The sequence below is a fragment of the Candidatus Marsarchaeota archaeon genome (genome assembly GCA_023473665.1).
Taxonomy (GTDB): domain Archaea; phylum Micrarchaeota; class Micrarchaeia; order Micrarchaeales; family Micrarchaeaceae; genus JAMCYM01.
In genome coordinates this window covers 92,793-117,508 of record JAMCYM010000001.1, presented here as the reverse complement: position 1 = coordinate 117,508, position 24,716 = coordinate 92,793, and the positions used below count along the sequence as shown (strand labels likewise).

The following is a 24,716-nucleotide window of genomic DNA, read 5'->3' as shown; positions in this document are numbered from 1 at the left end:
CCTTCACCCTGCCGTCGCTTCTGGTAATATTTCCGACGTTGGATTCAATTAAACCGCAGCATCCACCCCTTGTGTGCTCCCCCGCCAATTGCTTTAAGTTTCAACCTTGCGGCCGTACTCCCCAGGCGGCAGACTTAACACTTACGCTACGGTACTGCAAGCATTCATGATACTTGCAACACCAGAGTCTGCATAATTTACTGCTAGGGCTACTCGGGTATCTGATCCGATTCGTTCTCCTAGCCTTCGCTCCTCACTGTCGGATGCGTTCTAGTCAGGCGCCTTCGCCACCGTTGGTCCTTACAGGATTACAGGATTTTACCCCTCCCCCGTAAGTACCCCTGACCTCACCCGCTCCCTAGCCTATGGGTATCTCGCGCGCGCATTGACGTTGAGCGCCAATATTTCACGTGAGACGGCATAGGCCAGCTACGAGCGCTTTAAGCCCAATAATCGTGGACACCACTTGTGCTGCCGGTATTACCGTGGCGGCTGCCACCGGTCTTGCCCAGCACTTATTCGCCAAGCTTGCTATACTTGGCAAAAGGCTTACAAAGTAAGCCACTCAGATTCCCCCCATCACGCTTACGCGCATTGTGGAGTTTGCGCGCCTGCTGCACGCCGTAGCGCTAGGGCCCTTGTCTCAGTGCCCTTCTCGGGGCTCATACTCCCATATCCCCTACGGGTTATCGGTATGGTGGGCCGTTACCCCGCCATCTGCCTGATCCGACGCAGTCTCATCGCATGGCGGAAGCGCTGCATTTTGCGCCCCTTTTGGCAAGGGCTCCTTCCAGATGCCCTTGCTTATGGAGAATTAACCCCAGTTTCCCGGGGGTGTGCTCCTCCGTGCGTTAGATTGACTACGCGTTACTGAGCCGTACGCCGCCCTATGAAGCCATAGAGCAGACTTGCATGGCTGTCGAAATCTGATAGCAGTGTCCTCCAGCAGCATCGACTGGAGTCGATTGCTGAAAGCCGCATCGCAATTGTCGGTACCTTATTGCACTCCTCAAGACTGCATCCAATTCCAAGCAGGAATTTTCATTGGGCATCGGGCATGCTAGATGCTCGATGCTCGCTCAGCAAAAACAGCAATGAGCGATAGTATTTGCTCATAAGAAAGTATTTATAGCTTGCTGCGCCACGGCGAAAAAAATTATTGGAAATGTTGCCGGAAGCCAGCCGGCTGCGGGCCTTCTTACACTCTTCCTTTTGATATGCCGGTGCTGATGCCCCTTGCTATGAGATGGGCGAGCCGTAGCAATTCGAACGCCGCGGGCACTATGCCTTTAAGCTCAGCGGCCTTCATGCCTGACTGCACGTAGAACCCAGATATTTTCGTGAAGCCTCGTTCCTTGTTCATGCGTTCCACGAGGGACTTCCTTTCATGCACGGGGTTGCCGGTGCTCCCGTAATTGTCAAGCGCCTTCATGAAATCACTGACATTAGGCCGTATTCGTGTGAGCACCATCAGCGGCACGTGCGCCTTGTCCTCTACTGCCTTCACGTCGATTACGTTCAGGCCGGCCATTGCTATGCCGTTCACCACGATGGCCCTTATCTGCTCCTTGAAGCGCGACTTCCTGAACATGCGTATCACGACGCTGGCCGAATCGTCGCCATCTATGGTCACGCGGCCGGAGAGCACGCCCTCGACTACGCCGGCCCTTCCGACTACGCCTACAACAAGAGTGCGCTTCCTTCTGCGCCCGTATATCGGCCCGCTCGCGAGAGCGAGCATGCGTACGCCGGACTTCACGGAAACTACTTCTTCGAGAAAGATTTCTTCATGTCAGAAAATGTCTCGTCAATATTCTCAAGCGCCTTCTCCAGAGCCTCTTTCGGCTTTTTCTTGGAGGTGCGTATGACAAGCCGCGGATTGCCTATCTCAGGGTGGTCCTTCTCCACGCCTGCGAACTCCACGTCGTCATTCTGCAGCAGCTCGCCTGCTACCAAATCTAGTATTGTCATGTCCTTGGTAACGAACTCTATGACCAGCTCCTTGCCCTCTTCCTTGATAGTATTGATCTCCATGGTAACCACCGAATCTAAGCGAGCCCCGCATTTCCGGCCAATGCCTTCTTTATTTCAGATGACATGCCGTACAGGCTGCTGACCTTCTTGTGCTCGACGTGCTTGCACGCCGGGCAGTAAAGCGTACCGTCCTGCCTCGCCTCGAGGGGCGAATTGCACTCTTCGCACAGCGCAAAGACCACTCCTAACTCCGGGCTGCGCAGGTCAAGCACGAATGAGTCACCCTCGTCGAACAGTATCCTTGAGAGCAATATGTCGCCCAATGCAGCGGGGCGGGCCTCGCGTTCATGCTCCCTTCCTGGCGGGCCGCGCCTGTCATGGAAACCGGGGCGCGGGCCGCCATGGCCGGCAAGCACTACCTTGCCGTCCTTTATCGCTATGTAGTCCTTGTTGCCTAGCGCAAGGTCGTCGATCTTGACGAACAGCACGCTCTTCAGGTCGCCTATCACAGTGCCAAGCACGAGCATCGATTTCCTGAACTTCGTTATTTCCCTGCCTATGCTCTTGACCCCTATCTTGCCTTCGCCTGCAACGCGCTCGCCCGGTACGAGCGAGTAGATGCTGCCAGATTCAACGTACGTGTTCGACGCAGGCAGGAACTCCTCCTCTGTGGAGAGCCTGTCGCCTGGCATTACTAGTTCCTTCTCTTCAGCTCCCATCTATGATCACTTTCAAAATTTGCTGAGCAGTAATAGATCGATAATAAGCATTAAGATTCTCTCCTAAAGTAATTTATTGGTTTCTGATTGGATGGTTAAGTTGGAGTTCGATGCAGTGATGGCAGGTAGCATGGCCATTGGGGTCAGAGTCGAGAAGGCGCGGCTCAAAAATGCGCATGCGAGCGTCAGGGACGGCGTTATCGTGATAAGGCTGCCGCGCTGGATGGGGAAGCGCGCGGCCAGCGCCGCAGCCGACAATCTGTACAAGAGGATGAGGCGCGCGATAGAAAAAAACCCCGGCAGGTTCCTCGCTGACAAAACATTGGGATTCGGCGACGGCCAGGTGACTGAGGTGGGGGGCAGACGGCTCAGCATAAGGCTGATAAATGGAAGGAAGCGCTATGCGGCCAGACTTTCGGGCGATTCGGTGCTCGTCTATGCCCCAGACGGCTATGATGCGCGCATAGTTTCGAGGCTGGCTTCGAAGGTAGTGGCCAGGGCTGCCAAGCCTTATGTCGAGGAGCGCATAGTCAGGATCAATGCCGCGCATTTTGGCTCAGTCCTGAGCGGGGTTGTGGTGCGCGACAACTCGGTAATATGGGGCTCATGCTCACCCAATAACAGGATAAGCATAAACCTGAAGCTGCTCTACGCGCCGGAAAGCGTGCTTGATTACGTGATCGCGCACGAACTCGCGCACACAAGGGTGCGCAACCACTCTAAGCGGTTCTGGGACGAGGTGGCGAGAGCTGCGCCTAATTATAGGGATGCGCGAAAATGGCTTAAGGACAGCTCGCACCTGATAAAGCCCTAGCTCAGCCGAACAGGCTGGCGAGGCCTCCTGCTGCTTCCTCATCGCTTTTCTTCTCCTCGGCAGGCTCCTTCTTCTTAGCCTCATGCGCGGCGGCCGGTGCTGCTGCGGCAGCCGTTGGAGCGGATTGCACGGGAGCGCTCTGGGCCCTTTTTATCACGTCCTTTATGTCGACGCCCTTGAGCGACTCCACCATTGCCTTTGCGCGCGCCTCGTCTGGCGAAAAGCCCGCAGCCTTGACCACTTCCATAAGGTCCTTCTCGGTAACAGACTTGCCAGCCGCGTCCAGGAGCAGTGCAGCGTATACGTATTCCATGTTTTCACCTTTTTATCGCAATTCCAATATCTTCTTTCCCAACATATTTATTGATTTACGCCTGCTGCGCCGTTCAGCGCTGCCGCGTGCATCGCTGCATCACCAAGCAGCATCTCTACTATGCCGCTGTCATATGCTTTCGCCTCTATGCCCAGCATGATGGCGCTGCGGTATGCCTTCGTGAGCAGGCTGCCGACTGTATAAGCGTTCACTATGCCGGCCGCAAGACTCAGCGAGAGCGCGGTTCCGAACGCCTGCGCTATCTCGGCAGACGTGTGCTCTGGATTTATGTCGAGCACCTCCGGCCTGAATGCGATTCCGTCAGAGAGCATGACTGACGGAGTAAGCATCGCGTGGAACGGCATTATGTCAAGCGTGTGCAATGCCTTCGCCACCTGCAGGCTTATCAGCTCGCCTTTCTTCACGAGCACCTTGCTCTTCGATATCACTACCTTGCCCTTGTCGATCTTGACGTCTATGCCTGCGCTCTTCAGGTCGGTCACGGCCTGGCCAGGCTGCAGGCTGGTCTCGCCCTCCTCTATGTGGATGTCTTCTGGCGCCGCCTGCTTCGGCTTCGCCGCCAGCTTTATGCTGCCGCCCTTAAACCAGGAGTATATCTCGAACGGATTGCCGTTGCTGAGCATTATTGCAGATGTGCCAGTGAGCTCACTGGCGAGCTCCTTCGTCTTCGCGTCACCCTCAAGAATCTTCGACAGCAGCGATTTCCTGCCCGTTATGAACCTGACCGAGCTGCGCATGCCGTTCCTCGACTTCTGGAAGAGCCTGTCGGGTATGCCTGCCAGGGGCACAACGCCTATGACCTTGCTCGCCTTGACGGCCGTTATGCCGTCCTCGACGAATTTCCTCTTCTGGTCCTTGCTAAGCATCTATATCATCTATTTACTGCAGCTTCATTGGCGCGCTCATCGTCAGCTTCACGTACACCGAACGTATGTTCTGCCTGCCCACCTTCTTTGCTATCGAGCCGACGACCTCGTCTATGTTCGCTGCGAGCTGCTGCGCGGTCATCTTCTCCGTGCCGACAACGCAGTGCACTGTTGGCAGATACTTGCCCTTGCTGCGTATGTAGACGGACTTGCTGATCGTGTTTATCACGTTCGCGACATCGACCCCAACGAGCGGCCTTGGCATCTTGTTCTTCGGCCCAAGGAACTGCCCGAGCACCTTCGCTATCTGGGCCATGAGCGCAGGCTCGGCAACGAGCTCGTAGTTGAGCAGCTCGGCCATGCGGCCCTTGTTGCTGGCTATAGCGCCCAGCTCGCCGCTCGTAACAACTTTTGCGCCAAGGCCGGCGGCCTTCTCCGCTATTGTCTTGTTGTCTGCAAACACCATAGCCTGGCTCTCCTTGCCGCGGCCCTCGGGCAGCATGACCTGCAGGTTGAGCCTGTTGTCCTGCTTATTGAAGTCTATGCCCTTGAAGTTTATCGCAAGCTCTACGCTCTGCGTGAACTTGCGCTTGCCTTTGTTCTCGTTAATAAAGGCTTCGAGCTTCTCCAGAGCTTCCTTTTCCATGATGTATCCCTCCTGCAAGCTGCAGTAATTGCGGGAAAATCAGCAATTACGTTACTTATCCTTTGCACTAGGTTTGCGCCATCAACATTTATAAGGTTTTGCAGGCCGGCCATCGTACAGCATATTAACTTTGGCTGAGCAATCGTACCCGGTACAAATGCTTTTCAGGCGTGAAGGCGGCAATGCGGCTAATGTAGGGCAGGATGAGCTTTACGACCTGCTGGACTCGGCCTTCGACATGAAGCTTGGCAGCCTGGACTCGAGGGCAGGCGCGTGCCTGCGCGAACTTGGCAGCGCCAAGGAAACGTACTCTAGGGCTTGCGATGCTTTCTCCGATCTTGAGGCCGAACCGGATATAGAGAACCCATACGTAAACAACGCGTCTGCGCTGAAGGAGCAGAAGAAGGCTTATTCTACAGCGCTTAAGCGCATACTGAACGGCTGGAGCGCCGACATTGGCAGCGGGCCCAACTTATACGAGAGGTACAATGCTGTGCTGCTGAAGACGGAGCGCTTCATCGAGGAGACGCTCATGGCGAACAGCAAGTTCAAGCAGGCGCTTTATTCGTATGCCGATTACACGAGCGATCTGAAGAAGGCCTTCGCCTCGATAGAGAAGCAGAAGGAGCTTCTTAGGGGCACGCTCGGCCGCATGGGCAGGGAGCTCGCAGAGTATAATTCGGTAAAAGAGCGGCTCGACACCTTGCGCGCTATGACCGACGAACTGAAAATGAGCAGCGACACGATAGAATCGCTCTCGATGGCAGCATCTGGAGGCACGCTCGAGGGCGCAGAGGAGGAAAGATTGAGCAGGGAGCTTTCACAGAGTGAGAGAGACCTTGAAATGCTCAATGCAGAAAGCTCGGCGACCCATGCGGAGATAAACCGGCTGCTCGCACCGTTGGAGCGCACCGCCAGGAAGTTCGACCACGCATCGGGCAGCAAGGAGCGGCTCACGGATTTCATGGCAGAGCCGGTCGCCAGGATGGCAGACGAATCCGAATACAAAAAGTTCAGGCACATGCTCTCGGGATTGAGGGCTGCGCTGGATTCTGGCGTGATAGAGACCGACAACAAAAACAGGCTGATGGAGGCGCTGGACGAGCTGATGGGCTCAGACATCTACGGCATGATATCTGCGCTCAGAGACCTTGACGTAAAAAGGCTCGAGCTTGAGGGCAGCATAAGACTCTCAAGAAACGCGCTCGCGAGACTCAGGGAAGGCAGGGAGTCGCGAAGGAGGGCCGCGGAAACAATCGAATCTGCAAGGGCGCAGGAAAAGGAGACGGCGGCAGGGCTCGACGAGACGAAAAGGGCTATAGAGAAGATGTTCCTTGATTATTACGGCAAGAGGATAAGGATAGTTTAGATAGTGAGTACATGGAGAAGTGCACGGCCGTCAGCTTCGCAGAAAAGAGCGCACCAAACGCACTGATTGGCGGCGAGAAGAGAGTGCTAGACGAGGTAATCAGAAAAACGGGCTTCGTGCCCGAAAAGGAGATTTTCAGAGGAGAACAGATTTATGCGAAGGGTAAACCGCTCCTGGGGAGCGTACATTACAGCGGCACGTACGAGGGCAAACCCGCAGTGCTCAAGCTGCAGGGCCTCAAGGTCGAGGTATCTGAAGCCCTGATGGCAAGGAACTTTGAAAGGCAAAACAGGAGCAAGATCATTCACGCACCGAAAATATACAGGAACGAGGAATGGAGCGCCAAGAGGGGCTACGGATTCACGATAAGCGAACTGATAGAGGGGCGGCCCATATATGGCACACCGTTCGCCACAGAGAGGCAGATGAAGGAATTTGCAAGATTCTACCAAGAGTACAAGACGAGAGCCATAACAAGGCCCTGGGTGAGCGCCGATCCCGGCAGGATCCATATCAGCACGCCGTCGCGGAGCTCGACGGCCCTCGAGGCGGTCATGAAGTCCGTTGAGAGGTGGAGGTCCAATGCGGAAGAGAGGGGCAGGCTGGAGTTCGACGACTACGCACGGTGTCTCGTAAGGTTCTATCCGCTGGCGGCCGAGTACATTCCCAGGATGAAGCTGGAGTTCATGCACGGCGAGCTTATGGCGCAGCATGTGCTAAGGATGCGGGATGGCACTTACAGGATCCTGTCGAACATACTGTGGCGCTATGCCCTTGAATGGAACGATCTTGCGAAGAACGTATGGTGGAACCTGCTCCAGATACACAGCAACAGCTGCACGCTTAAGGAAGTAACAGCTTATGTTGAAAAATGGCTCAAGGTCTACAGGACCATCCCGGTAGTCAAAAGAGACAAGAACTTCGGGCGGAAGATCGACTTCCTCATGCTGGAAAGAATGATTGGCACAATAATCGGCGACATGGGCAGCCAACCCTACTGGGGCAGCGAGGAAGGTAGAAGGCACTTCAAGCACATGCTCGGCATTTATCAGGGACTGTTCGACCATTTCGCAGAACGCTTAAGCAGATACTAACGATTCAGAAGACGCCTTGGCCGGGATTCGAACCCGGGTCGCAACCGTGACAGGGTCGTATGCTGACCACTACACCACCAAGGCAGCGCGTATTGATTAATGCCGCAGTCTTTTATAAGCGTTCCGTTCGTGCACAAAGGAGGGCGCCGTCACGGCCCTACTTCTGTTCAGCCCTTGTACAGCATGCCTAGCACGCTCCCGATTATTGCCAATCCCATGCCTAAGTACAGGAAGCCTGCGCCGCCGAAGAAGCTGGCAATAGACGCAATTAGCGCTATGATGGAAAGGTTGTGCATGCGCTTTATGTCTCCTGTTTTCCACATCATGAACGCCATTACTATTACCACAAGCCCTGCGACAATGCCTATTCCGCCAGTCGGATATAGCGTGCTTGGCGCATTCTTCAGTGCAGTTATCTCAGTCTGGTTGAGCGTGAGAGTGGTGTTTCCTATTACAAGTGTGTTGCCGGTCACCTTGCCTGCTAGGGATACCGCCGCCAGGCCGCCAAGAAGTATCAGCACAGCGTACAGCAGTATCATTATGCCGCCGATCAGCATCAGTATGAATGCAGCCTTCGGCCTGTTTGCGGTATATGGCGATGCCTGCGTTGATCCCGTCGAGGATCCGTGCGCCGTTGATTGGGCGCTCTGCGCACCTTTCTGAATCGTTGCCATCTAACAACCACTTTGCTTTGGAACAGTCCCGTTGGGGCGAGTTGAACGCCCAACCTACCGGTATCTTCTTGTTTTGCAAGAAGCTAACAAACTACAGCCGGTCGCTCTGCCATTGAGCTACAACGGGCCGGATAAAAATTGCACGACAACCTTAATATGCTTTTAGTGCGCTGGGGAACCCTCGGCACATTTAAATATTAACTTAAAGAGATATGTAAGCCGCAACAGATTTATTGGCTAGGGAGAGGGTGCGCGATGTCTGCGTTGGACCTTAAACGGTCTACGGTCAAGAGCGAGAGGGTAAGGAGACTTGTCAAGGAGAGGCACAAGCTTCTGCCCATAGGCTTCTATACCCTCAAGGACAAGCTGCTCAGGATCGCGACTAACTCTAATTTCATAGATGCTGCGCTGGCGCTCGCGGCATTTCTTGCCGCGACTTATGCATTCGGCTATTATCCATATGCTCTTGTGGCCGCGCTGGCAGTGGCGCTGTTTGCGATCGCGCTGTACAAACCGTTCATCGGAGTAATCGCGCTGATGGCCATAACCTTCCCGATGCTCATGTATACGGTTCCAGCACTGGCGCTCGTATTCATGTTCATCATCTCCGTCGCGCTAGTATACGGTTACATGCACTACCGCACAATGATGTTCGCATACATACTCGTGGCGCTCGCCTTCTCGCCCGCAGGCTACACCTTCTTCATACCGTTTCTTATCGTTACGCCGCTGGTCGTCGGTTTCAGGCGTGCGGCGATCGTCTATGTGATAGCGTTCATCGGGATAGCTGCGCTCTCGGGGGTGCTGGGAGTGCAGAACTATGCATTTGTAATCTACAATGCGGCCGCAGCGCACTCTGCTTTGCTAGGCAACCCGTCGCTCGCATACATCACGCCTCAGTTGCCGCGCCTCACCTTGCAGAATCTCGCCTCTTCAAGCGGCAGCGCATACGCGCTGTTCAAGAGCAGCGCTGTGATAGACGGCATAGACTACACGTTCCTCGGCCTGATAAGCTCGCTAGCGAACAGCATGCTCTACTTGCTCCAGCTTGCAATTGCAGTTGCAATGGCATTCGGGATAGACCTTGTGGCTGTGACAAGCAGGTCGAAGTACAAGGGCACCAAGGCCTCGTTCATAGGGCTCGCATATCCGATAACGGCCCTCGGCCTGGCGCTGTATTCTGGCCAGGCCATCATGTATGTGATACCGTTCGCGAGCTTCGTGCTCGCGCCAATTGCAGTAGCGTTCATGGAGCTCTACAACATCCATATAGTCAAGGCCCTCGACGTCAAGAAGCAGGATGTCAGGATGAAGTTCGGCGAGGCGTTCGAGGACCTCGAGCAGGGCAACGTGACTGAGACATTCGACGATGTGGGCAACTACGACAGGGTTAAGAAGGAGCTCAAAGAGGCCGCGATAGGGCCGATAGAGCAGAGAGGCGTATCGCGCGCCTACAATGTGAATCCGGTAAAAGGCATAGTCTTCTTCGGGCCGCCGGGCACAGGCAAGACAATGATGATGCGCGCGCTCGCCAACGAGATACACGCGAACTTCTACTACGTCAAGTCCGCAAACCTGATATCTGCGTATCCGGGCGAAAGCGAAAAGATTCTGGCTGGCATATTCGACACCGCGAAGAAGAACACGCCCTGCGTGCTGTTCATAGACGAGATAGACACGGTGTGCTCGAGCAGGCTGGCCGAAACCGATGACGTGCACAGGCACCTGCTCTCGCAGTTCCTGCAGGAGATGGACGGCTTTGAGAAGCTGGACCGGGTGCTGATAGTTGGCGCCACCAACATACCCAACGCGCTGGACTCGGCTGTGCTCAGGCCGGGCAGGTTCGACAGGGTCATATACATGCACCTGCCCGACGAGAAGGGCAGAAAGGCCATATTCGACATCTACCTGTCGAAGCTGCCGATCGCGAAGGATGTCAACATAAGCAAGCTCGCCAAGGCTACTGAGAGATATTCCGGCGCAGACATACGCGGCGTGTGCCAGAATGTCGCGCAGGAAGTCGCCCAGAGGGCTGCAGCCGAGCATCGCATAATAGAGATAGGCATGGATGACCTTGAGGACGCAATACGGAAGACGAAGGCTTCGACATCGCTGGCACAGGTCGACGAGTACAACAAATTCAAACTCGATTTCGACAGGTCGCGCGGCGTAACGTCAACGGGCACTGATTCCGATACAGGCATATCGTTCGACGACGTGATAGGCCTCGAGGATGCGAAGAAGGCGGTTGTTGAGGCAGTGCAATTGCCGTTGATGCATCCCGACCTGATAGCGAAGTACGACATAAAGAATATAAACGGCATACTCCTCTTCGGGCCGCCGGGCACCGGCAAGACTATGCTGATGAAGGCGATAACCCACGAGCTTCGCGGAATAACGATGCTCGAGATAAACGGAGCGACGCTGCAGCAGGGCGGCATGGAGAGAGCGGGAGCCACGATAAAGGACATATTCTACAGGGCGCAGGAGAACAAGCCCTCGATAATATTCATAGACGAGATAGACGACCTGGTGGCTGACAGAGGAGGGGCGAGCGAGTACGCCGCACAGGTGACCGGGGAGTTCCTGCAGGAGATGGACGGGATACGCAAGAACGTAGATGTGGTGGTTGTGGGTGCGACTAACAAGCCTGACGCGCTCGATCCTGCGATACTCAGGCCGGGCAGGTTCGACAAGCTGATATTCGTCAGGCCGCCAGATGCTGCACATAGGGCAGCACTCTTCAAAGCCTATCTTAGCAAGGTGCCGGTTGAAAAGGACTTCCCATATGCAAGGCTTGGCAGCGAGACCAAGGGCTTCACAGGCGCAGACATAGCCAGCACATGCAGGGAGGCCAAGACGCTTGTGATGGAGAGGGCCATGGACAGCGGCGCAGACGAGAGCGTACGCATGGACGACATGCTATCCATAATACACAAGATGAAGCCCTCGGCGCCGGACTCGGTGATGAGCAGCTATCTGGCCTTCTACGCGAAATACGGCCAGCGCTAGCGCAAGCTGATGCGACTTTTGCTTTTAGGTGGATAAAATCCGAGCAATATATTTAGCCTTAATCATGCATAATCTGCTGTGATTCTATGGCTGAGGAATTGAATCCTTTCAAGATAGCGCAGCAGCAGCTTGATGAGGCCGCTAAAGTTATGGACCTTGACGAGCAGGCCCATGCAATACTCAGGGAACCGATGCGCACACTTGTTGTCAACATACCAGTTAGGATGGACAGCGGAGAGACAAAGGTGTTCACTGGATTCAGGGTGCAGTACAACGACGCCCGCGGGCCAGTGAAGGGCGGTATAAGATTCCACCCGCAGGAGAGCCTCGATACCGTCAAGGCGCTCGCTGCATGGATGACTTGGAAGACGAGCCTGGCCAACATACCATACGGCGGCGCGAAAGGCGGCGTAATATGCGACACGAAGGGCATGAGCATGCGCGAACTCGAAGCGCTCTCGCGCGGCTACATTCGCGCGATCGGCAAGTTCATAGGCCCGCAGGTCGACATACCGGCGCCAGACGTGTATACGACGCCGCAGATTATGGCCTGGATGATGGATGAGTACAGCAATATTGTCAGGTATGACGCCTTCGGCACAATAACGGGCAAGCCGCTTGAGGTTTGGGGATCTGAAGGCAGGAACGATTCTACGGCCATGGGCGGCATGTACGTCATGCGCGAGGCCGCGAAGAACCTTGGCATAGACCTGAAAAAGGCAAAAATAGCCGTGCAGGGATTCGGCAACGCAGGCATGTTCGCGTACACCTTGTCCAAGAAGCTCTTTGGCTCCAACGTAGTCGCGATAAGCGATTCGAGGGGCGCGATTTATGATGCAAACGGCCTTGACCTGGCGAAGCTCGAGAAGGCGAAGAAGGAGAGCGGCAGCGTGCAGGGCTATGAGGGCGGCACAAAGATGACAAACGAGCAGCTCCTTGAGAGCGACGTCGACATCCTCATACCGGCCGCGATAGAGAACCAGGTAACCGGGAGCAACGCCGACAAGATAAAGGCCAAGCTCGTGCTTGAGCTGGCCAACGGTCCGGTTACGCCAGAGGCCGACAGCATACTCCACGAGAAGGGAGTGCTCGACCTGCCTGATTTCCTGGTCAATTCAGGAGGCGTGATAGGCTCGTACTTCGAATGGGTCCAGAACATAGGCGGCTATTACTGGGGCGCAGACGAGGTGTACCAGAAGCTTGACAAGATAATAACCAAGTCGTTCGCAGACACGATGGCTGTCAGGAAGGAATATGAGGCAAAAGGCAGCAGGATAACACCCAGGACCGCAGCCTACATAATAGCAATAGGCAGGGTGGCGAGCGCGATGAAGGCGCGCGGCTGGTACTGAGGAATTCAGATGGCGGAGCAGAAAGCCGAGATAGGCATCATAGGAGGTTCCGGCTTGTACTCGCTGCTCGACAACGGCGAAGAGCTGGAACTGGAAACAAGGTTTGGCAAGCCCAGCGACAGCATAGCCATAGGCGAGCTTGCGGGGAGGAAGGTGGCGTTCCTGCCGAGGCACGGCAGCAAGCATACCATTCCGCCGCACAAGGTGCCATACAGGGCCAACATCGAGGCCATGAGCCAGCTGGGTGTTGAGCGCATAATATCAGAATCTGCGGTGGGTTCGCTGCGCGCGAGCTTTATGCCCGGCGACTTCGTCTTCCCCGACCAGTTCATCAATCTCAGCCATGGCCGAGACGAAACTTTCTTCGACGGCGGCTCTGAACCGGTGACGCACGTGAGCACAGCGAAACCTTACTGCGACGAGATGCGGCAGTTCGCCATAACCGCAGGCGATGCCACCAACGTGAAGTACCACAATGCAGGCACGGTCATAGTCATCAGCGGCCCGCGCTTCTCTACGAAGGCGGAATCGAAATTCTTCAGAAGCATAGGCGGCGACATAGTTAACATGACGCAGTATCCAGAAATAGCGCTGGCGAGGGAGCGGGGCATGTGCTTCCTAGGCATATCGGTAATAACTGATTACGATTCCGGAGTAGAAGAGAACAGGGACATAGGGCCCGTAAGTTTCAATGACGTGGGCGCAAGGATGAATGCCAGCATGGGCAAGATGAAGGCGCTGATTACAGAGATAGTCAGGACCCTGCCGGAGAAGCGCTCATGCAGCTGCAAGGACGCTCTGGCGGATGCAGCCGTAAAAGCGTAAGGTTCAGCAGTGGCCGCCGCAACCGCAGGCACCACCGCAGCCGCATCCTGCAGATTCTGCAGAACCGCAGCCGCATGATTGCTGGCCGTCGACTACAACCATCTCGCGCCCGCATTCAGGGCATACGCGCTTGTCGGCTTCAGCCTGTTCCTCTTTTAGTTCCATGAACATCGCAAGAATGACACCTGCGATATTTTTAAACAGGTCGCTGCATCTATTTACCTGAATTACAGGAATAGCTCTTTCTGCATGCCGCGCATTGACTCCTTGACAGGCGTTACTATGTAGCCGTTTTTCATGTCGCCCAGTACTGCACATTTTTCAGGATGCGCCCAATAGTAATAGGCAGTATAAGCGCAGAACACTGCATCAAGCGTGTCCTCGTGGCGCTTCATCGCAACATGACTAAGGCCGCCGAGCTTCCTCCCCAGCAGCAGCCCGTCGCCCACTTCGAGCCGCGGATCCGCCTTTGAGAGGCCCTTGAGCAGCGCTTCATACTTGGCAAATTCCTTGACGCGGAACCCAGAAGCCCTGTTCGGCTTGGATTTGTATCTGAGTATGTGGTCCAAGCCGAATATAACCACCATGGCCGGATGTGGATACACTTCGAACACCTTCCTCGTGCGCTCGAAGCGCTTGATATATGGATTGTGGGAGAAGCCGATGCGTTCGAGGCCTGCGACAAGCTCCTCGCCGCGTACCTTGCCATTTGACCATGCGCCCAGGCGCGCGCGGTTCGCCGGATATGCGCCGGCATCATATTTCCTGAACAGCTCGCTGACGAGCGTGTCGGCTGGCCTCCTGCCGGAATTGTTGCGCACTATGAGCGGCGCATCGACGGCCACAAGCGCGCTTGCCTTGCCGACGCCCTTGCGCACATAGTCGACAAGAGAATCATCAGACACCCCTATGCCTGCGCTGGCGAGTCTGCCGCCATTCTCGTCGCCCTTTATGAGCGCTATGCCCGTATTGTTCCTTGGCGACCACGCAAGATCTATTCCGACGAAGAGCACTCAACCACGCACATAAGAACGCCGGGGGTGGGAATCGGACCCACGGAGGCCTTTCAGCCAAACAGCTTAGCAGGCTGCCGCCCTACCTCTAGGCGACCCCGGCAGTGTAATCATTTCGCTACTTTGTGGCGCTGCGCTTTTAGCGCTATCGTGTGGCAGAGGCCGGCGTTGCACATGAATGCCAAATGAGGTTGGTTGCATCTCGACTCAGTCCTGTATCCTAGAAGCATGGCCTGAATATGCTTAAGGTTGCTCCTTCCGGCCTGGCCTGGTTCACATATTGGGCCATCATCCAGGGCAAGACCTCAACGCCTTGGTGCAGGCCTCAAATGGCATTCCGGCACGCTGCCGGCATTGGCCCGCCTGAAAGGGATTTGCGAATGGGAAACCCTTAACTTCCCAGCCTATCTGCCACGGGTAGTATAACGCAGGAACGCTTTAAATAGGTTCGTTGCCATTACTACTAACGCTGCGCTTTCACTGCGCACGTCGGTGTTCTGGTTGGGCGACGAAGAGTACAATGCACTTTTAGACAGGGCATTTTCGAAACTGCCGAGCCTGGCCGCCGAGCATTCTGACTTCGTGATACCTACCGTCGACTCGATAGTGCAGGGCGCGAAGACGATAATAAGGAACATATCCGCTATAGCGGACAAGGCCCGCAGGAACGTGGGCGACATAAGCAGGTACCTGAGCAAGGAGCTCAGCGTGCCGGTCAACATGGAGGAGCAGAGGCTCGTGCTGAACGGCAGGTTCAGCACCGATGACCTCAACGCCAGAATGAAGCGCTACTTCGAGGTTTACGTCATATGCAGGGAGTGCCACAAGCCGGACACGCACCTCGAGGGAGCGAGCCGCGGCATGTTCTATCTCGTGTGCGAGGCGTGCGGCGCGCGCTATGGAGTCAAGAACTATTGAATTGATATGGTGTTGAAATGTCGTTCTACAGGAGAAGGCCGAGGGTCGAAGAGCCGGCGCATGAGCTCAGGCTGCCGGGAAATGGCCAGGTGCTAGGCAAGGTCGTCAAGATATCTGGCGCGTCGAAGTTCGTTGTACAGTGCAGCGACGGCAACGAGCGCGTCTGCTCCATACCAGGAAGGCTGAGGAGGCGCTTCTGGATAAGGGAGAACGACGTCGTGATAGTGATGCCATGGGTAGTGCAGAGCAACGAGCGCGGCGATATAGTGTGGAAGTACAGCATCATGGACGTCGGAAGGCTCAGGGACCGCAAGCTTATATGAGTGCGCAGCGCGCCCCTGCGCATCACTTATAAACCTGCGTGGGCAAATTAAATGCGGTGGGTTTCATGCAGACGCTCAACGATCTCCTTGTCGAGTCAAAAATATTCGCTAACAGGGAGGTGCTATCGCCGCACTTCACCCCACGCAAGCTCGTTTTCAGAGAGAAGGAGATCAATTCTATAGAGAGGGCGCTGGCGCCGTCGCTCAATGGGGAGCGCGGGCGCAACCTGTTCGTCTACGGCCGCACAGGTACGGGTAAGACCACGTGCACTAAGTACGTGATAAACGAGATAGAAGGTATACCTAACACGCACGCGCGCATCTCTTACGTGAACTGCAGGGTATACAACACCCGCTTCAGGGTGCTCAACAAGATAATAAGCGACCATATGCCTACGTACGCCAAGCGCGGCTACGGAACCGTCGACCTGTACGAGAAGCTGGCCAACTGGATAGAGGAAGACAGCAAGATACTCGTAGTGGCGCTCGATGAGATAGACGTTGTCAAGGACCTCGACGACCTCGTTTACACGCTGACAAGGATAAACAGCGACATACGCGCGGGCGGCGTCACCATAATAGGCGTGTCAAACAAGGTATCGTTCAAGGAGGACCTTGACCCGAGGAGCCTGTCGACGCTGTACGAATCGGAGCTCGTGTTCTCGCCCTACTACTCGAACGAGATCTACGCGATAATAAAGGAGCGCGCGAAGGACGGCTTCAAGCCAAATGTGGTGAGCGACGACATATTGCACTACATCGCAGCGGCGGCTGCCAAGGAGGGAGGCGACGCTAGGTTCTCGCTCAAGGTGCTGTCCAAGGCAGGGGAGCTGGCAGAAGAGAACTCCGGCGAAAAGGTGAGCATGGAGAACGCGGAGCACGCCGTCAAGGTCGCAGAGAACGATGTGGTTTATGACCTCATAGTGTCGCTGCCCGAGCACCAGAAGCTCGTTCTTTACTCCATAGTGATGCTTGCGGAGAGCGGCGGCTCCTACAAAAAGCTTACTGACGGCGTAGACACGTACCTGTTCAGCGGCGAGGTATACAACCGCTACAAGTCGATAGCAGAAGGGCTGCACAGGGGGCCCAAAAGCGAACGCTGGTACAGGAACTACATAGCAGAGTTGGAAATGCAGGGGCTCATAGTGTCGTTCGACTCCGGCAAGGGCATACGCGGCCACACCAAGCTCATAAAGCTGCTTTATCCTAGCAAGAAGACTAGAAGCGTGCTCGAGAAGGACATATTCGGTACGGGTGAGCAGCACAAATCTGACCAGCCGGCTGACGGCAACGGCAATGCCGAGGTGTAAGCATGGACTACTACGACCTCGTCAGGGCGACGTGCGACTACGATCGCGGATTCGACGCCAGGCTCGGCTTCAAACGCGTCTTCAAGGAAGGCAATGACATTGGCATGGCGATCCAGGGCGGCGAATCGGGGCAGCATAAAGGGAAGTTCATGGCTGTCGGCAGGGACATGGGCTGGCTCGCCAACATGATAAAGGGAGGCGCCAAGGCGCTGGTCGTGGAGCGCAACGATGCGGACGGGAAGCTCCTCGCCACGATGCGCGAGCGAGGCACCATACTATTGTTTCCAATGAGCTCCATAACCGAGCTCTTCGGGCTCAAGCGCACAAGGGCCATGTACTTCATGGGCAACATGCTCAAAGACGCCACCAAGGCTGGAGTGCGCGTAGGCTTCGTGAGCCTTGCGGCATCGAAATTGCAGATGTGCTCATACATGCAGCTCGTGGAGCTGGCGAAGCTCATAGGCGCCAGCGAGAAGCAGGCGCGCAGTGCGCTGAGCGCTGTCAACTGTGAACTTGGTGGCGACGATGATGCGTGAGAAGAGGCGCTACGTGCTGGTTGAGACAAGCACTCCTGTGCGCGGCGATCAGGACGAGTTCAAGAAGAGGCTCTACATAAGCCTGATGGACTGCGCGGGCCAGCTTGGCTACCACCGCATAAACCCGCACGTCATAGGATTCGTCGGCAGCGACATGTTCATATTGAGGGCGAGCCTTGAGGGAACGCCAAGCATGGTAGCGGCGCTCGCCATGGTGAAGAGCGTGGCCGGCAGCGAGATGGCGTTCTACACGCTGAAGAGCTCGGGCACGCTCAGGGCGCTGCGGGACTACGCCAAGACCCTCGGGCGCGAGAGCGCACCGGGCACGGCCGCCCGGCAATAACAAGCATTAAAAATGTTCTATTCAAATAAATACCGCAATAGAAGGTCGTGCTTTTGCTGCAGGTGTTTGCGCCTTGCATAAGTGTGCACTGCCCGGAAGCGGGCGCGCTGGCAGCCATCTGACGTTCAACTGGTGGAAAAATGTATCCTAACATACAGGCTTATGACAGGGGCGTGATGTTCAGCCCAGAAGGCAGGCTCTTCCAGGTAGAATACGCAAAGGAGGCTGTGCGCAGGGGCGCCACATCGATAGGCATAGTGGCCGACACCGGCATAGTGTTCGTGGCGCACAAGAACATAACCGAACCTCTCATAATACCAAGCACCGTGCAGAAGATATTCAAGGTAGACTCGTTCATAGGCGCAACGTACAGCGGACTGGTGTCCGATGGGCTGCACGTCGTCAACCTGATGAGGAACAAGACCCAGATGCACAGGATGGTCTATGACGAAACGGAATCTGTTGAGGCAGTGGCAAGGGAGATATCTGAGGAGATGCAGATGGCCACGCAATATGGAGGCCTGAGGCCGTACGCCATATCGCTGCTCATAGGCGGCATAGACACAGAAAAGCGCCTCTACGAGGTGGAGCCCGGCGCGTCGTTCTCTGGCTACAAGGCCGATGCGATAGGCTCCGGGAAGCGCATAGCTGAAGATACGCTCGCCAAGGAGTTCAAGGATGACATGGAAGTGAACGATGCAATAAACCTGGGCGTCGGCATCATAAAGAAGATCAACGAGAAGAAGCTAACGTCAGACAACGTCGACATTTCAGTGTTAACCAAGGAGAAAGGCTATTCCAGCTTCTCTCAGAAGGAAATAACAGGCTATCTCTGAGGCGATGCACGCCAGCGCACCGGCGCGGTGTGATTGAATGCCATCTAAAACCGTAATCGCGAAGTTCTCTGCGAACAAGGACGATTTCGAGATCCTGGTCAATTCTGACCTCGCGTACGAGTACATAACTGGAAAGCGCAAGGATCCGATGAGCGTGCTTGAGGCCGAGGAGATCTTCAAGGACGCAAGGAAGGGCGAACGCCAGAGCGAGGACAAGATAAAGAAGGCGTTCGGCACAACCGACCTTGCGGCCGTTGTCGACCACATACTCAAGAAGGGCGATGTGCCCATAACTACCGAGCAGAGGAACAGGTTTGCGGAGGAGAAGCGCAAGCAGATAGTAGAGACCATAGCAAGGAACGCGATAGACCCCAGGACCAATGCACCGATGCCCGCGCTCAGGATCGAGAATGCGATGAAAGAAGCGAGGGTATCGATAGACCCGTTCAAGAATGCGACCGAGCAGATAGATGAGGTAGTCAAGAAGATAAACATGCTGGTTCCGATAAAGTTCGCAGTGGTGAAGATGGAGGTAACAATACCGGCTGACGCCTCGAACAGGTGCTACGGCATACTCAAGCAGTTCGGGCTGAAGTCGGAGCAATGGCTGGGCGACGGATCGCTGCAGGCGACGGTGGAGTTCCCGGCTGGGCTGCAGAACGACTTCTACCAGAAGATGAACAACGCGACGCAGGGAAGGGTCGCAATAAAAATAGTTTGAGCGATATTAATGCGGGAGATAGTGCTACCGGGTACAGCCATATCGGACAGGCAGCTTTCAGTCGAAAACACTTACTTCGACGGCTACAAGACGCGCTCTGAGGTGGTCGGGCTGTACGACAGCACGCACAATGACATCATACAACTGGAGGGCAGATGGAAGCCAAGGCCCCGCGACGTAGTCGTAGGCATTGTGGAGAGGGTAGGCAGGAACGGCGTTTATGGCATCACGCTCGATGAGGCAATCGACGGATTGCTAATACAGGACAAGTACGACAACGCAAGGTATGTGGTGGGCGACGTGATAGAAGCTGAGATACGCGACGTAGAGCACAAGAGGCTCGCCATTCTCGAGAGGCCCAAGCTCTTGCGGGCTGGACTGCTCATGCGGATAAAGGCAGTTAGGGTGCCAAGGCTGATAGGCAAGGCCAACACTATGATCACGCAGATAATAGAGCTTACCGGATGCAATATAATAGTCGGCAGAAACGGGATTGTATGGATGCGCGGGAGCAATGTCGCGGCGGCTACAGCAGCGGTGCTGACCGTAGAGCGCGAGGCGCACACGACCGGCCTTACCGAAAGGATAAAAAGCATGCTCGAAAGAATGAATGAAAACGCACAAAGCAAGTGAGTCTATGGCATCGTCTTTAAACAAACCGGAACTGATAGTGAACGGCAAGAGGCTCGACGGCAGGGATTTCGGAGAGCTCAGGCCGATAAGGATAGAGGCAGGCATACTCAAGAACGCCGATGGCTCGGCGTACCTTGAATGGGGCAACAACAAGATAATCGCGGCCGTATTCGGACCGAGGGAGGCAAGGCCGAAGCATCTTGCAGATCCGAGCAAAGCGATAATCAAGTGCAGGTACCAGATGGCGCCATTCTCGTCGCTTGGGGAGCACAACAGGACCGGCCCGAACAGGCGCGCGACCGAGATCTCCAAGGTGATAAAGGAGGTCTTCGAGAACGTGGTGATAACCAGCGATTTCCCCGGCAGCGAGATCGACATATTCATAGAGATACTGCAGGGCGACGGCGGAACCCGCGCTGCGGGGCTCACCGCCGCATCGGTAGCGTTCGCCAACGCGGGCATAAAGATGAAGGATCTTGTCTACGCAGTCAGCGCGGGGCGCATCGGCGACCATGTCACGCTTGACTTCAACATGATCGAGGACAACTATTCTGACGCTGACATGCCAATGGCCATATCGCCGAGGAACAACGAGCTGCTGCTGCTCCAGATGGACGGAGGTCTAACAGCTGAGCAGTTCGACGAGGCCGTCAAGATGGCGATAGACGCGGGCAAGACGATAAGCGCGCTGCAGCGCGATGCGCTGAAGCGTGTCTACGATACTGGGGTGAGCCAATGAGCGCGCTGGACATAGTGAGGAAGGGATACATAAAGGAGCTGCTTGCCAAGGGTCAGAGGGAGGATTCCAGAGGCATGCTCGATTTCAGGAAGATATCGATAAAGACTGGCATTATAGACCATGCGGAGGGGTCTGCGCAGGTCGACCTCGGCAACACCCGCGTGCTTGCGGGCGTGAAGGTGGTGATTGAGGAGCCGAAGCCCGATACCCCTAACCAGGGCAACCTGGTGATGTCGGCAGAGCTGCTGCCGCTCGCCAATGCGGATTACGAGACAGGGCCGCCGAGCCCTGACGCGATAGAGCTCGCACGGGTAGTTGATAGGGGCATACGCGCGGGCAACTGCCTAGACCTTGAGAGCATGTTCATAGAGGAAGGCAAGGCATGGAGCGCCTACATTGACCTGTATATCCTCAACTACGACGGCAACCTGTTCGACGCATGCGAGATCGCAGCGATGGCTGCGCTCTCCATCACGAAGATGCCAAGCTATAGCGATGGCGCGGCGGATTACTCTAAGCGCGATAAGCCAGCCAAGATAAACACAATTGTCACTTCTACCACGTTCGGCAAGATAGACGGCAAGCTGGTGCTCGACATGACGGGAACAGAGGAGGACGCAGCCGACGCCAGGCTCACCATAGAGACCGATGGCTCTGTAATACGCGCTATGCAGAAGGGGCTCAGCGGCGCCTTCAGCGCCGACGAGATAAAAGGCCTTATAAATGAATCGTTCAAGAAGCACGCAGAGCTAAGGAAGCTCATAGAGGAGAGCGTTAGGTGATTGCATGGTCAACGCAAGCGTTAGATACGGCGCGAGGATAAGGAAGAGGGCCGACGCTGTGAGAAGGCAGAAGGCTGCGCACTACAAGTGCGAGGCGTGCGGGCGCATGACTGTCAGGCGCATAGGCACGAGCATATGGAAGTGCACCCACTGCGGCAAGGTATACGCTGGCGGTGCATACACTATGACTACTCCGGCCGGCGAGATGGCGAGGCGCCAGATAGAGAATCTGAACGCGCAGCGCTGAAGTGCTTAAACTGTGATTATATGGTTAAGATAACATACGCACCGATACAGGAGCTGGTGGTGCATGAGGCCGTGAAGGTGCAGGCAGACGACCTGCTCAGGGAGCGTGTCACGCCTGCCGGCACAATGCCGCTTTACTGGTGCAACGGAATACTCTTCAGCTTCTCTTCGGTTCCGATGTCCAAGAGGGTAATTGACGACTACATGGACGGCACAATACACTGGATGGAGGTGCACTTCTGCGAGATGAAGGACTATTCATCGGTCCTTGACCTGAATGACGAGCACTACAACGCCTCGACGCTCAAGATACGCGTGATAGACACGAGCAAGTCCGCACTGCACAACGAGTTCGTGAAATGGCTGAAGAAGAACAGATAGGCATTTATATTTCGAACGCTAAATTGGCAATAGGTGCTTTAATGGTTTACATATGCGCAAGTTGCGGGAAGGAGATAAAGGAACTCGAGGGCTTCACGAGGTGCACCTACTGCGGTGGGCGCATACTAGTTAAGAAGAGGCCCAACGTGCCGAGAGAGATCTCTACTGACTGATGCTGCAGAAGCAGAACCGGGATTGTTACAGCTTCTGTGTACCAACTATTATGGTCTCGGAGACGTTCTTGACGCGGTCGTAGGAGACGCTGTTCTTCCTTAGTTCCGTTGCTGTGTTCTGGGACTTGACAAGATTATCGATCTTAGTCAGAAGCAGGTTTGACACAGTACCGGACTCGAAGTCGAGTATTACGTCTTCCACGAGACCGAGCTTGTTGCCGGTCGTAGTGATTATCTGCTTCCCATACAGGTCTGACAAAAGAGTAGCCATTGTATCATCAATTGCGCATCATAGCTTTATGCTTAGAATTTTCTTCGACGCAAACATGCGCGATATATACTCTCTAATCTCTTTTATAAACCTTTCCTCATTTCCATCGAGCTCCTCAAGCTCTTTTGGTTCGAATAGAGCCTTGTTGTGCCTGACGAGCTCCTTCAGGTAGGAATCTGTCAGGTAATAGCTCTTTGCGCCGCAGGCTTGGCAGACATACATGGGCATGACAGGCACGTTGTCGGGGCTTGACGCGGATTGCGCGGAACGCCTGAGCTCGGGCGAGCCGCACTTTGGGCATCTGGCGCCCAGGCGCACCTCCTCGTATACGCTCTCCCTGGACTCTATGCCGGAGCTCTCTATGAAATCCGATACCATGTCGCGTATTGTATGCCCGTTCAGCCTTACCAACTTTTGATTTAATATTGCGCCCTGTGCATCGAACGTAGTCTCTAAAGCATAGTCTTTGTTTATGGGCTCCCAGAGCATGGTGGTCCGTGCATGCTCCCCATAGTCCAGGCGTATCGAGTGGCGTGGGCTTTCTGAGATGGCTGCCTGCATTCAATTCCCGTGCTCAAGCTTGTAGGCGTCTATATCCTCTGCGCAGACGGCCTTGCTGCCTTTCTTAGCATGTTCAACGGCATACTTGGCTATCTCTGCGGCCTTGCTCTCTAGCATCTCTGCCATCTTCTCCGCTGCAGCATCCTCCATCATGACGTTGAAGCGCTCCTTCACGAATTTCTTGACGTCGCCCTTCGATATCGCCATGCGCTCACTCCATTTCAGCACTCAAGATCCACATCACAGCCTTAGCTCAGCTGACTCTCTTTTCATCACTGGCTTATTGTGTGGTTAAACGCATTTAAATCTGATGCAGGCGCACAATTAGCGGAAGCGACGTTATTCAATGCGTCCGGTCAAAGAGCTGCAGGCCGCCAGCTATGACCTTGGCCGCCCTTAATCCGGCTTAGTCTTTCAGTGCGTCTTTGAGGGTGTTTTCCAGGGTTGTCTTCTTCTCTTGGGACCTATTGATTGTTGGGGTTATGCTCATATTGAAGTTGATGCCGGCATTGAATCCCGCCCCAATCATACCGGCCTCGCCCGGATACTTGTTTTCGTTGTAGTTTTCGCTTATCCCAAAGTTTACCCGGCTCACCATGCCGGGGCCGTACTCCTTTGCCAGCCTGCTCTCGGTGTCCTCCGCTTTCGACAGGACCTTAACGAATGAAATGAATGCTTTCCGCGCCACTGTGCTCCAATTGATCTCTGGGTGCTCCTTCATCGCCCGCCAGACGTCGTCCGGTACTGTCAAAGTCATATTCTTTGTCATGCAATTACCACATATTACACATATTTATGTGTCATTAGACATAAATATCTTTGCCTGTCACATCAGTCCGAGGGCTATGGTCCGCGATAAAAACCCGCTCACACAAGGTTTAAATATTCCTGATGCGCTAACAATATGCAAATTTTAGGTGAGCAGAAATGAGTGTTATAGACGTCACTGAGAAGACTTTCGAAGGGGAAGTGCTTAAGTCGGACATGCCAGTCATAGCCGACGTGTGGGCAGTGTGGTGCGGGCCGTGCAGGATATATTCGCCCGTCATAGAGGAGGTGTCGAAAGACTACGATGGCAAGATAAAGTTTGTGAAGATAGATGCCGACGAAAACCCGGAACTGGCCAACAAGTACGGCATAATGAGCATACCGACAACGCTGCTGTTCGAGAAGGGCAAGGTGAAGGCGCAGAGCGTAGGCGCAGTGCCTAAGGAAATGCTTAAGAGATGGATAGAGAGCAACAAGTAATGT

Annotated in this window: 33 protein-coding genes, 3 tRNA genes, 1 rRNA gene and 1 other RNA gene; 20 read left to right on the top strand and 18 right to left on the bottom strand. The window is 55.0% G+C overall.

All coding sequences use genetic code 11. From position 1 onward, the window contains the following. From M1158_00710 to M1158_00695, 4 genes are all read right to left on the bottom strand, one after another. Positions 1–962: ribosomal RNA gene (locus M1158_00710) — 16S ribosomal RNA — on the bottom strand; the annotation flags it as partial. A gap of 236 nt (positions 963–1,198) precedes the next feature. Next, on the bottom strand, positions 1,199–1,759 hold the full coding sequence (locus M1158_00705) for a DUF99 family protein (GenBank protein MCL5099629.1): 561 nt from the start codon (positions 1,757–1,759) through the stop codon (positions 1,199–1,201). Between the two features lie 5 nt (positions 1,760–1,764). Next, entirely contained in the window at positions 1,765–2,034 is a 270-nt protein-coding gene (locus M1158_00700; protein MCL5099628.1) for a DNA-directed RNA polymerase subunit L, read from the bottom strand. Positions 2,035–2,048: 14 nt separating this feature from the next. Next, positions 2,049–2,693 carry a hypothetical protein gene (locus M1158_00695; GenBank protein ID MCL5099627.1) on the bottom strand — a complete coding sequence of 215 codons (645 nt, stop codon included), beginning with the start codon at positions 2,691–2,693 and terminating at the stop codon, positions 2,049–2,051. Positions 2,694–2,784: 91 nt separating this feature from the next. Between M1158_00695 and M1158_00690 the strand changes: the two genes are divergently transcribed. Continuing rightward, positions 2,785–3,507: a M48 family metallopeptidase gene (locus M1158_00690; GenBank protein MCL5099626.1), complete on the top strand. Its 723-nt coding sequence runs from the start codon at positions 2,785–2,787 to the stop codon at positions 3,505–3,507. 1 nt (position 3,508) lies between these two features. Here M1158_00690 and rpl12p read toward each other — a convergent pair whose 3' ends face one another. The 3 genes from rpl12p to rpl1P are packed head-to-tail and all read right to left on the bottom strand — an operon-like array spanning position 3,509 to position 5,353. Further along, on the bottom strand, positions 3,509–3,820 hold the full coding sequence (rpl12p, locus tag M1158_00685) for a 50S ribosomal protein P1 (protein MCL5099625.1): 312 nt from the start codon (positions 3,818–3,820) through the stop codon (positions 3,509–3,511). A 47-nt stretch (positions 3,821–3,867) separates the two neighbouring features. Beyond that, positions 3,868–4,707 (bottom strand): 50S ribosomal protein L10, encoded by an 840-nt coding sequence (gene rplJ, locus M1158_00680; GenBank protein MCL5099624.1) that lies wholly within the window; start codon positions 4,705–4,707, stop codon positions 3,868–3,870. 13 nt (positions 4,708–4,720) lie between these two features. Further along, on the bottom strand, positions 4,721–5,353 hold the full coding sequence (gene rpl1P / locus M1158_00675) for a 50S ribosomal protein L1 (GenBank protein MCL5099623.1): 633 nt from the start codon (positions 5,351–5,353) through the stop codon (positions 4,721–4,723). A gap of 157 nt (positions 5,354–5,510) precedes the next feature. On the opposite strand from rpl1P, the gene M1158_00670 reads away from it, so the two are divergent. Together M1158_00670 and M1158_00665 are read left to right on the top strand one after the other, a co-directional pair. Further along, positions 5,511–6,722 carry a hypothetical protein gene (locus tag M1158_00670; GenBank protein MCL5099622.1) on the top strand — a complete coding sequence of 404 codons (1,212 nt, stop codon included), beginning with the start codon at positions 5,511–5,513 and terminating at the stop codon, positions 6,720–6,722. 11 nt (positions 6,723–6,733) lie between these two features. Continuing rightward, entirely contained in the window at positions 6,734–7,816 is a 1,083-nt protein-coding gene (locus tag M1158_00665; protein ID MCL5099621.1) for a hypothetical protein, read from the top strand. A gap of 12 nt (positions 7,817–7,828) precedes the next feature. On the opposite strand, the gene M1158_00660 is transcribed toward M1158_00665, so the two are convergent. From M1158_00660 to M1158_00650, 3 genes are all read right to left on the bottom strand, one after another. Continuing rightward, a tRNA-Asp gene (locus M1158_00660) sits at positions 7,829–7,900 on the bottom strand. A gap of 83 nt (positions 7,901–7,983) precedes the next feature. Next, entirely contained in the window at positions 7,984–8,490 is a 507-nt protein-coding gene (locus M1158_00655; protein ID MCL5099620.1) for a hypothetical protein, read from the bottom strand. A 26-nt stretch (positions 8,491–8,516) separates the two neighbouring features. Continuing rightward, a tRNA-Tyr gene (locus tag M1158_00650) sits at positions 8,517–8,617 on the bottom strand. A 128-nt stretch (positions 8,618–8,745) separates the two neighbouring features. Between M1158_00650 and M1158_00645 the strand changes: the two genes are divergently transcribed. The 3 genes from M1158_00645 (at position 8,746) to M1158_00635 (ending at position 13,679) form a co-directional block, all read left to right on the top strand. Next, positions 8,746–11,502 (top strand): AAA family ATPase, encoded by a 2,757-nt coding sequence (locus tag M1158_00645; GenBank protein ID MCL5099619.1) that lies wholly within the window; start codon positions 8,746–8,748, stop codon positions 11,500–11,502. Between the two features lie 86 nt (positions 11,503–11,588). Continuing rightward, positions 11,589–12,854, top strand: a complete 1,266-nt coding sequence (locus M1158_00640; protein ID MCL5099618.1) for a Glu/Leu/Phe/Val dehydrogenase — start codon at positions 11,589–11,591, stop codon at positions 12,852–12,854. 9 nt (positions 12,855–12,863) lie between these two features. Then, positions 12,864–13,679, top strand: a complete 816-nt coding sequence (locus M1158_00635) for an S-methyl-5'-thioinosine phosphorylase (GenBank protein MCL5099617.1) — start codon at positions 12,864–12,866, stop codon at positions 13,677–13,679. A gap of 3 nt (positions 13,680–13,682) precedes the next feature. Here M1158_00635 and M1158_00630 read toward each other — a convergent pair whose 3' ends face one another. The 4 genes from M1158_00630 to ffs form a co-directional block, all read right to left on the bottom strand. After that, positions 13,683–13,844 carry a hypothetical protein gene (locus M1158_00630; GenBank protein MCL5099616.1) on the bottom strand — a complete coding sequence of 54 codons (162 nt, stop codon included), beginning with the start codon at positions 13,842–13,844 and terminating at the stop codon, positions 13,683–13,685. A 62-nt stretch (positions 13,845–13,906) separates the two neighbouring features. After that, positions 13,907–14,692: a DUF429 domain-containing protein gene (locus M1158_00625; protein ID MCL5099615.1), complete on the bottom strand. Its 786-nt coding sequence runs from the start codon at positions 14,690–14,692 to the stop codon at positions 13,907–13,909. A 19-nt stretch (positions 14,693–14,711) separates the two neighbouring features. Then, positions 14,712–14,795: transfer RNA gene (locus M1158_00620), tRNA-Ser, on the bottom strand. Between the two features lie 49 nt (positions 14,796–14,844). Continuing rightward, positions 14,845–15,107: signal recognition particle sRNA (gene ffs / locus M1158_00615), an RNA gene on the bottom strand. An 86-nt stretch (positions 15,108–15,193) separates the two neighbouring features. On the opposite strand from ffs, the gene M1158_00610 reads away from it, so the two are divergent. From M1158_00610 to M1158_00550, 13 genes are all read left to right on the top strand, one after another. Then, positions 15,194–15,610, top strand: a complete 417-nt coding sequence (locus M1158_00610) for a translation initiation factor IF-2 subunit beta (GenBank protein MCL5099614.1) — start codon at positions 15,194–15,196, stop codon at positions 15,608–15,610. A 17-nt stretch (positions 15,611–15,627) separates the two neighbouring features. Further along, positions 15,628–15,933, top strand: a complete 306-nt coding sequence (locus tag M1158_00605; protein MCL5099613.1) for a translation initiation factor eIF-1A — start codon at positions 15,628–15,630, stop codon at positions 15,931–15,933. Positions 15,934–15,998: 65 nt separating this feature from the next. Then, positions 15,999–17,243 carry an AAA family ATPase gene (locus tag M1158_00600; GenBank protein MCL5099612.1) on the top strand — a complete coding sequence of 415 codons (1,245 nt, stop codon included), beginning with the start codon at positions 15,999–16,001 and terminating at the stop codon, positions 17,241–17,243. 2 nt (positions 17,244–17,245) lie between these two features. Beyond that, on the top strand, positions 17,246–17,779 hold the full coding sequence (locus tag M1158_00595; protein MCL5099611.1) for a hypothetical protein: 534 nt from the start codon (positions 17,246–17,248) through the stop codon (positions 17,777–17,779). After that, positions 17,769–18,122 (top strand): Rpp14/Pop5 family protein, encoded by a 354-nt coding sequence (locus tag M1158_00590; GenBank protein ID MCL5099610.1) that lies wholly within the window; start codon positions 17,769–17,771, stop codon positions 18,120–18,122. Before M1158_00595 ends, M1158_00590 begins: the two co-directional genes overlap by 11 nt. Positions 18,123–18,262: 140 nt before the next feature. After that, positions 18,263–18,958: an archaeal proteasome endopeptidase complex subunit alpha gene (locus M1158_00585; GenBank protein MCL5099609.1), complete on the top strand. Its 696-nt coding sequence runs from the start codon at positions 18,263–18,265 to the stop codon at positions 18,956–18,958. Between the two features lie 37 nt (positions 18,959–18,995). Continuing rightward, a complete protein-coding gene (locus M1158_00580; GenBank protein MCL5099608.1) occupies positions 18,996–19,679 on the top strand; it encodes a ribosome assembly factor SBDS in 684 nt (227 codons plus the stop codon). A gap of 9 nt (positions 19,680–19,688) precedes the next feature. Next, on the top strand, positions 19,689–20,312 hold the full coding sequence (locus M1158_00575; GenBank protein MCL5099607.1) for a KH domain-containing protein: 624 nt from the start codon (positions 19,689–19,691) through the stop codon (positions 20,310–20,312). 4 nt (positions 20,313–20,316) lie between these two features. Further along, positions 20,317–21,051, top strand: coding sequence for an exosome complex exonuclease Rrp41 (locus M1158_00570; protein MCL5099606.1), 735 nt, complete (start codon positions 20,317–20,319; stop codon positions 21,049–21,051). Then, positions 21,048–21,833, top strand: a complete 786-nt coding sequence (locus M1158_00565; protein ID MCL5099605.1) for an RNA-binding protein — start codon at positions 21,048–21,050, stop codon at positions 21,831–21,833. Before M1158_00570 ends, M1158_00565 begins: the two co-directional genes overlap by 4 nt. Before the next feature lie 4 nt (positions 21,834–21,837). Further along, on the top strand, positions 21,838–22,080 hold the full coding sequence (gene rpl37ae / locus M1158_00560) for a 50S ribosomal protein L37ae (GenBank protein ID MCL5099604.1): 243 nt from the start codon (positions 21,838–21,840) through the stop codon (positions 22,078–22,080). 20 nt (positions 22,081–22,100) lie between these two features. Further along, positions 22,101–22,460 (top strand): hypothetical protein, encoded by a 360-nt coding sequence (locus M1158_00555; GenBank protein ID MCL5099603.1) that lies wholly within the window; start codon positions 22,101–22,103, stop codon positions 22,458–22,460. Positions 22,461–22,501: 41 nt separating this feature from the next. Then, on the top strand, positions 22,502–22,633 hold the full coding sequence (locus M1158_00550) for a DNA-directed RNA polymerase subunit P (GenBank protein ID MCL5099602.1): 132 nt from the start codon (positions 22,502–22,504) through the stop codon (positions 22,631–22,633). A gap of 25 nt (positions 22,634–22,658) precedes the next feature. Here M1158_00550 and M1158_00545 read toward each other — a convergent pair whose 3' ends face one another. The 4 genes from M1158_00545 to M1158_00530 all read right to left on the bottom strand — a co-directional run bounded on the left by M1158_00545 (position 22,659) and on the right by M1158_00530 (position 24,234). Beyond that, positions 22,659–22,904, bottom strand: coding sequence for a PRC-barrel domain-containing protein (locus M1158_00545; protein MCL5099601.1), 246 nt, complete (start codon positions 22,902–22,904; stop codon positions 22,659–22,661). A gap of 18 nt (positions 22,905–22,922) precedes the next feature. Continuing rightward, positions 22,923–23,465 (bottom strand): hypothetical protein, encoded by a 543-nt coding sequence (locus M1158_00540; protein MCL5099600.1) that lies wholly within the window; start codon positions 23,463–23,465, stop codon positions 22,923–22,925. Continuing rightward, a complete protein-coding gene (locus M1158_00535; GenBank protein ID MCL5099599.1) occupies positions 23,466–23,672 on the bottom strand; it encodes a hypothetical protein in 207 nt (68 codons plus the stop codon). A gap of 199 nt (positions 23,673–23,871) precedes the next feature. After that, positions 23,872–24,234, bottom strand: coding sequence for a hypothetical protein (locus M1158_00530; GenBank protein MCL5099598.1), 363 nt, complete (start codon positions 24,232–24,234; stop codon positions 23,872–23,874). Between the two features lie 158 nt (positions 24,235–24,392). On the opposite strand from M1158_00530, the gene trxA reads away from it, so the two are divergent. Next, positions 24,393–24,713 carry a thioredoxin gene (gene trxA, locus M1158_00525; protein MCL5099597.1) on the top strand — a complete coding sequence of 107 codons (321 nt, stop codon included), beginning with the start codon at positions 24,393–24,395 and terminating at the stop codon, positions 24,711–24,713. The last annotated feature ends 3 nt before the right edge of the window (positions 24,714–24,716 follow it).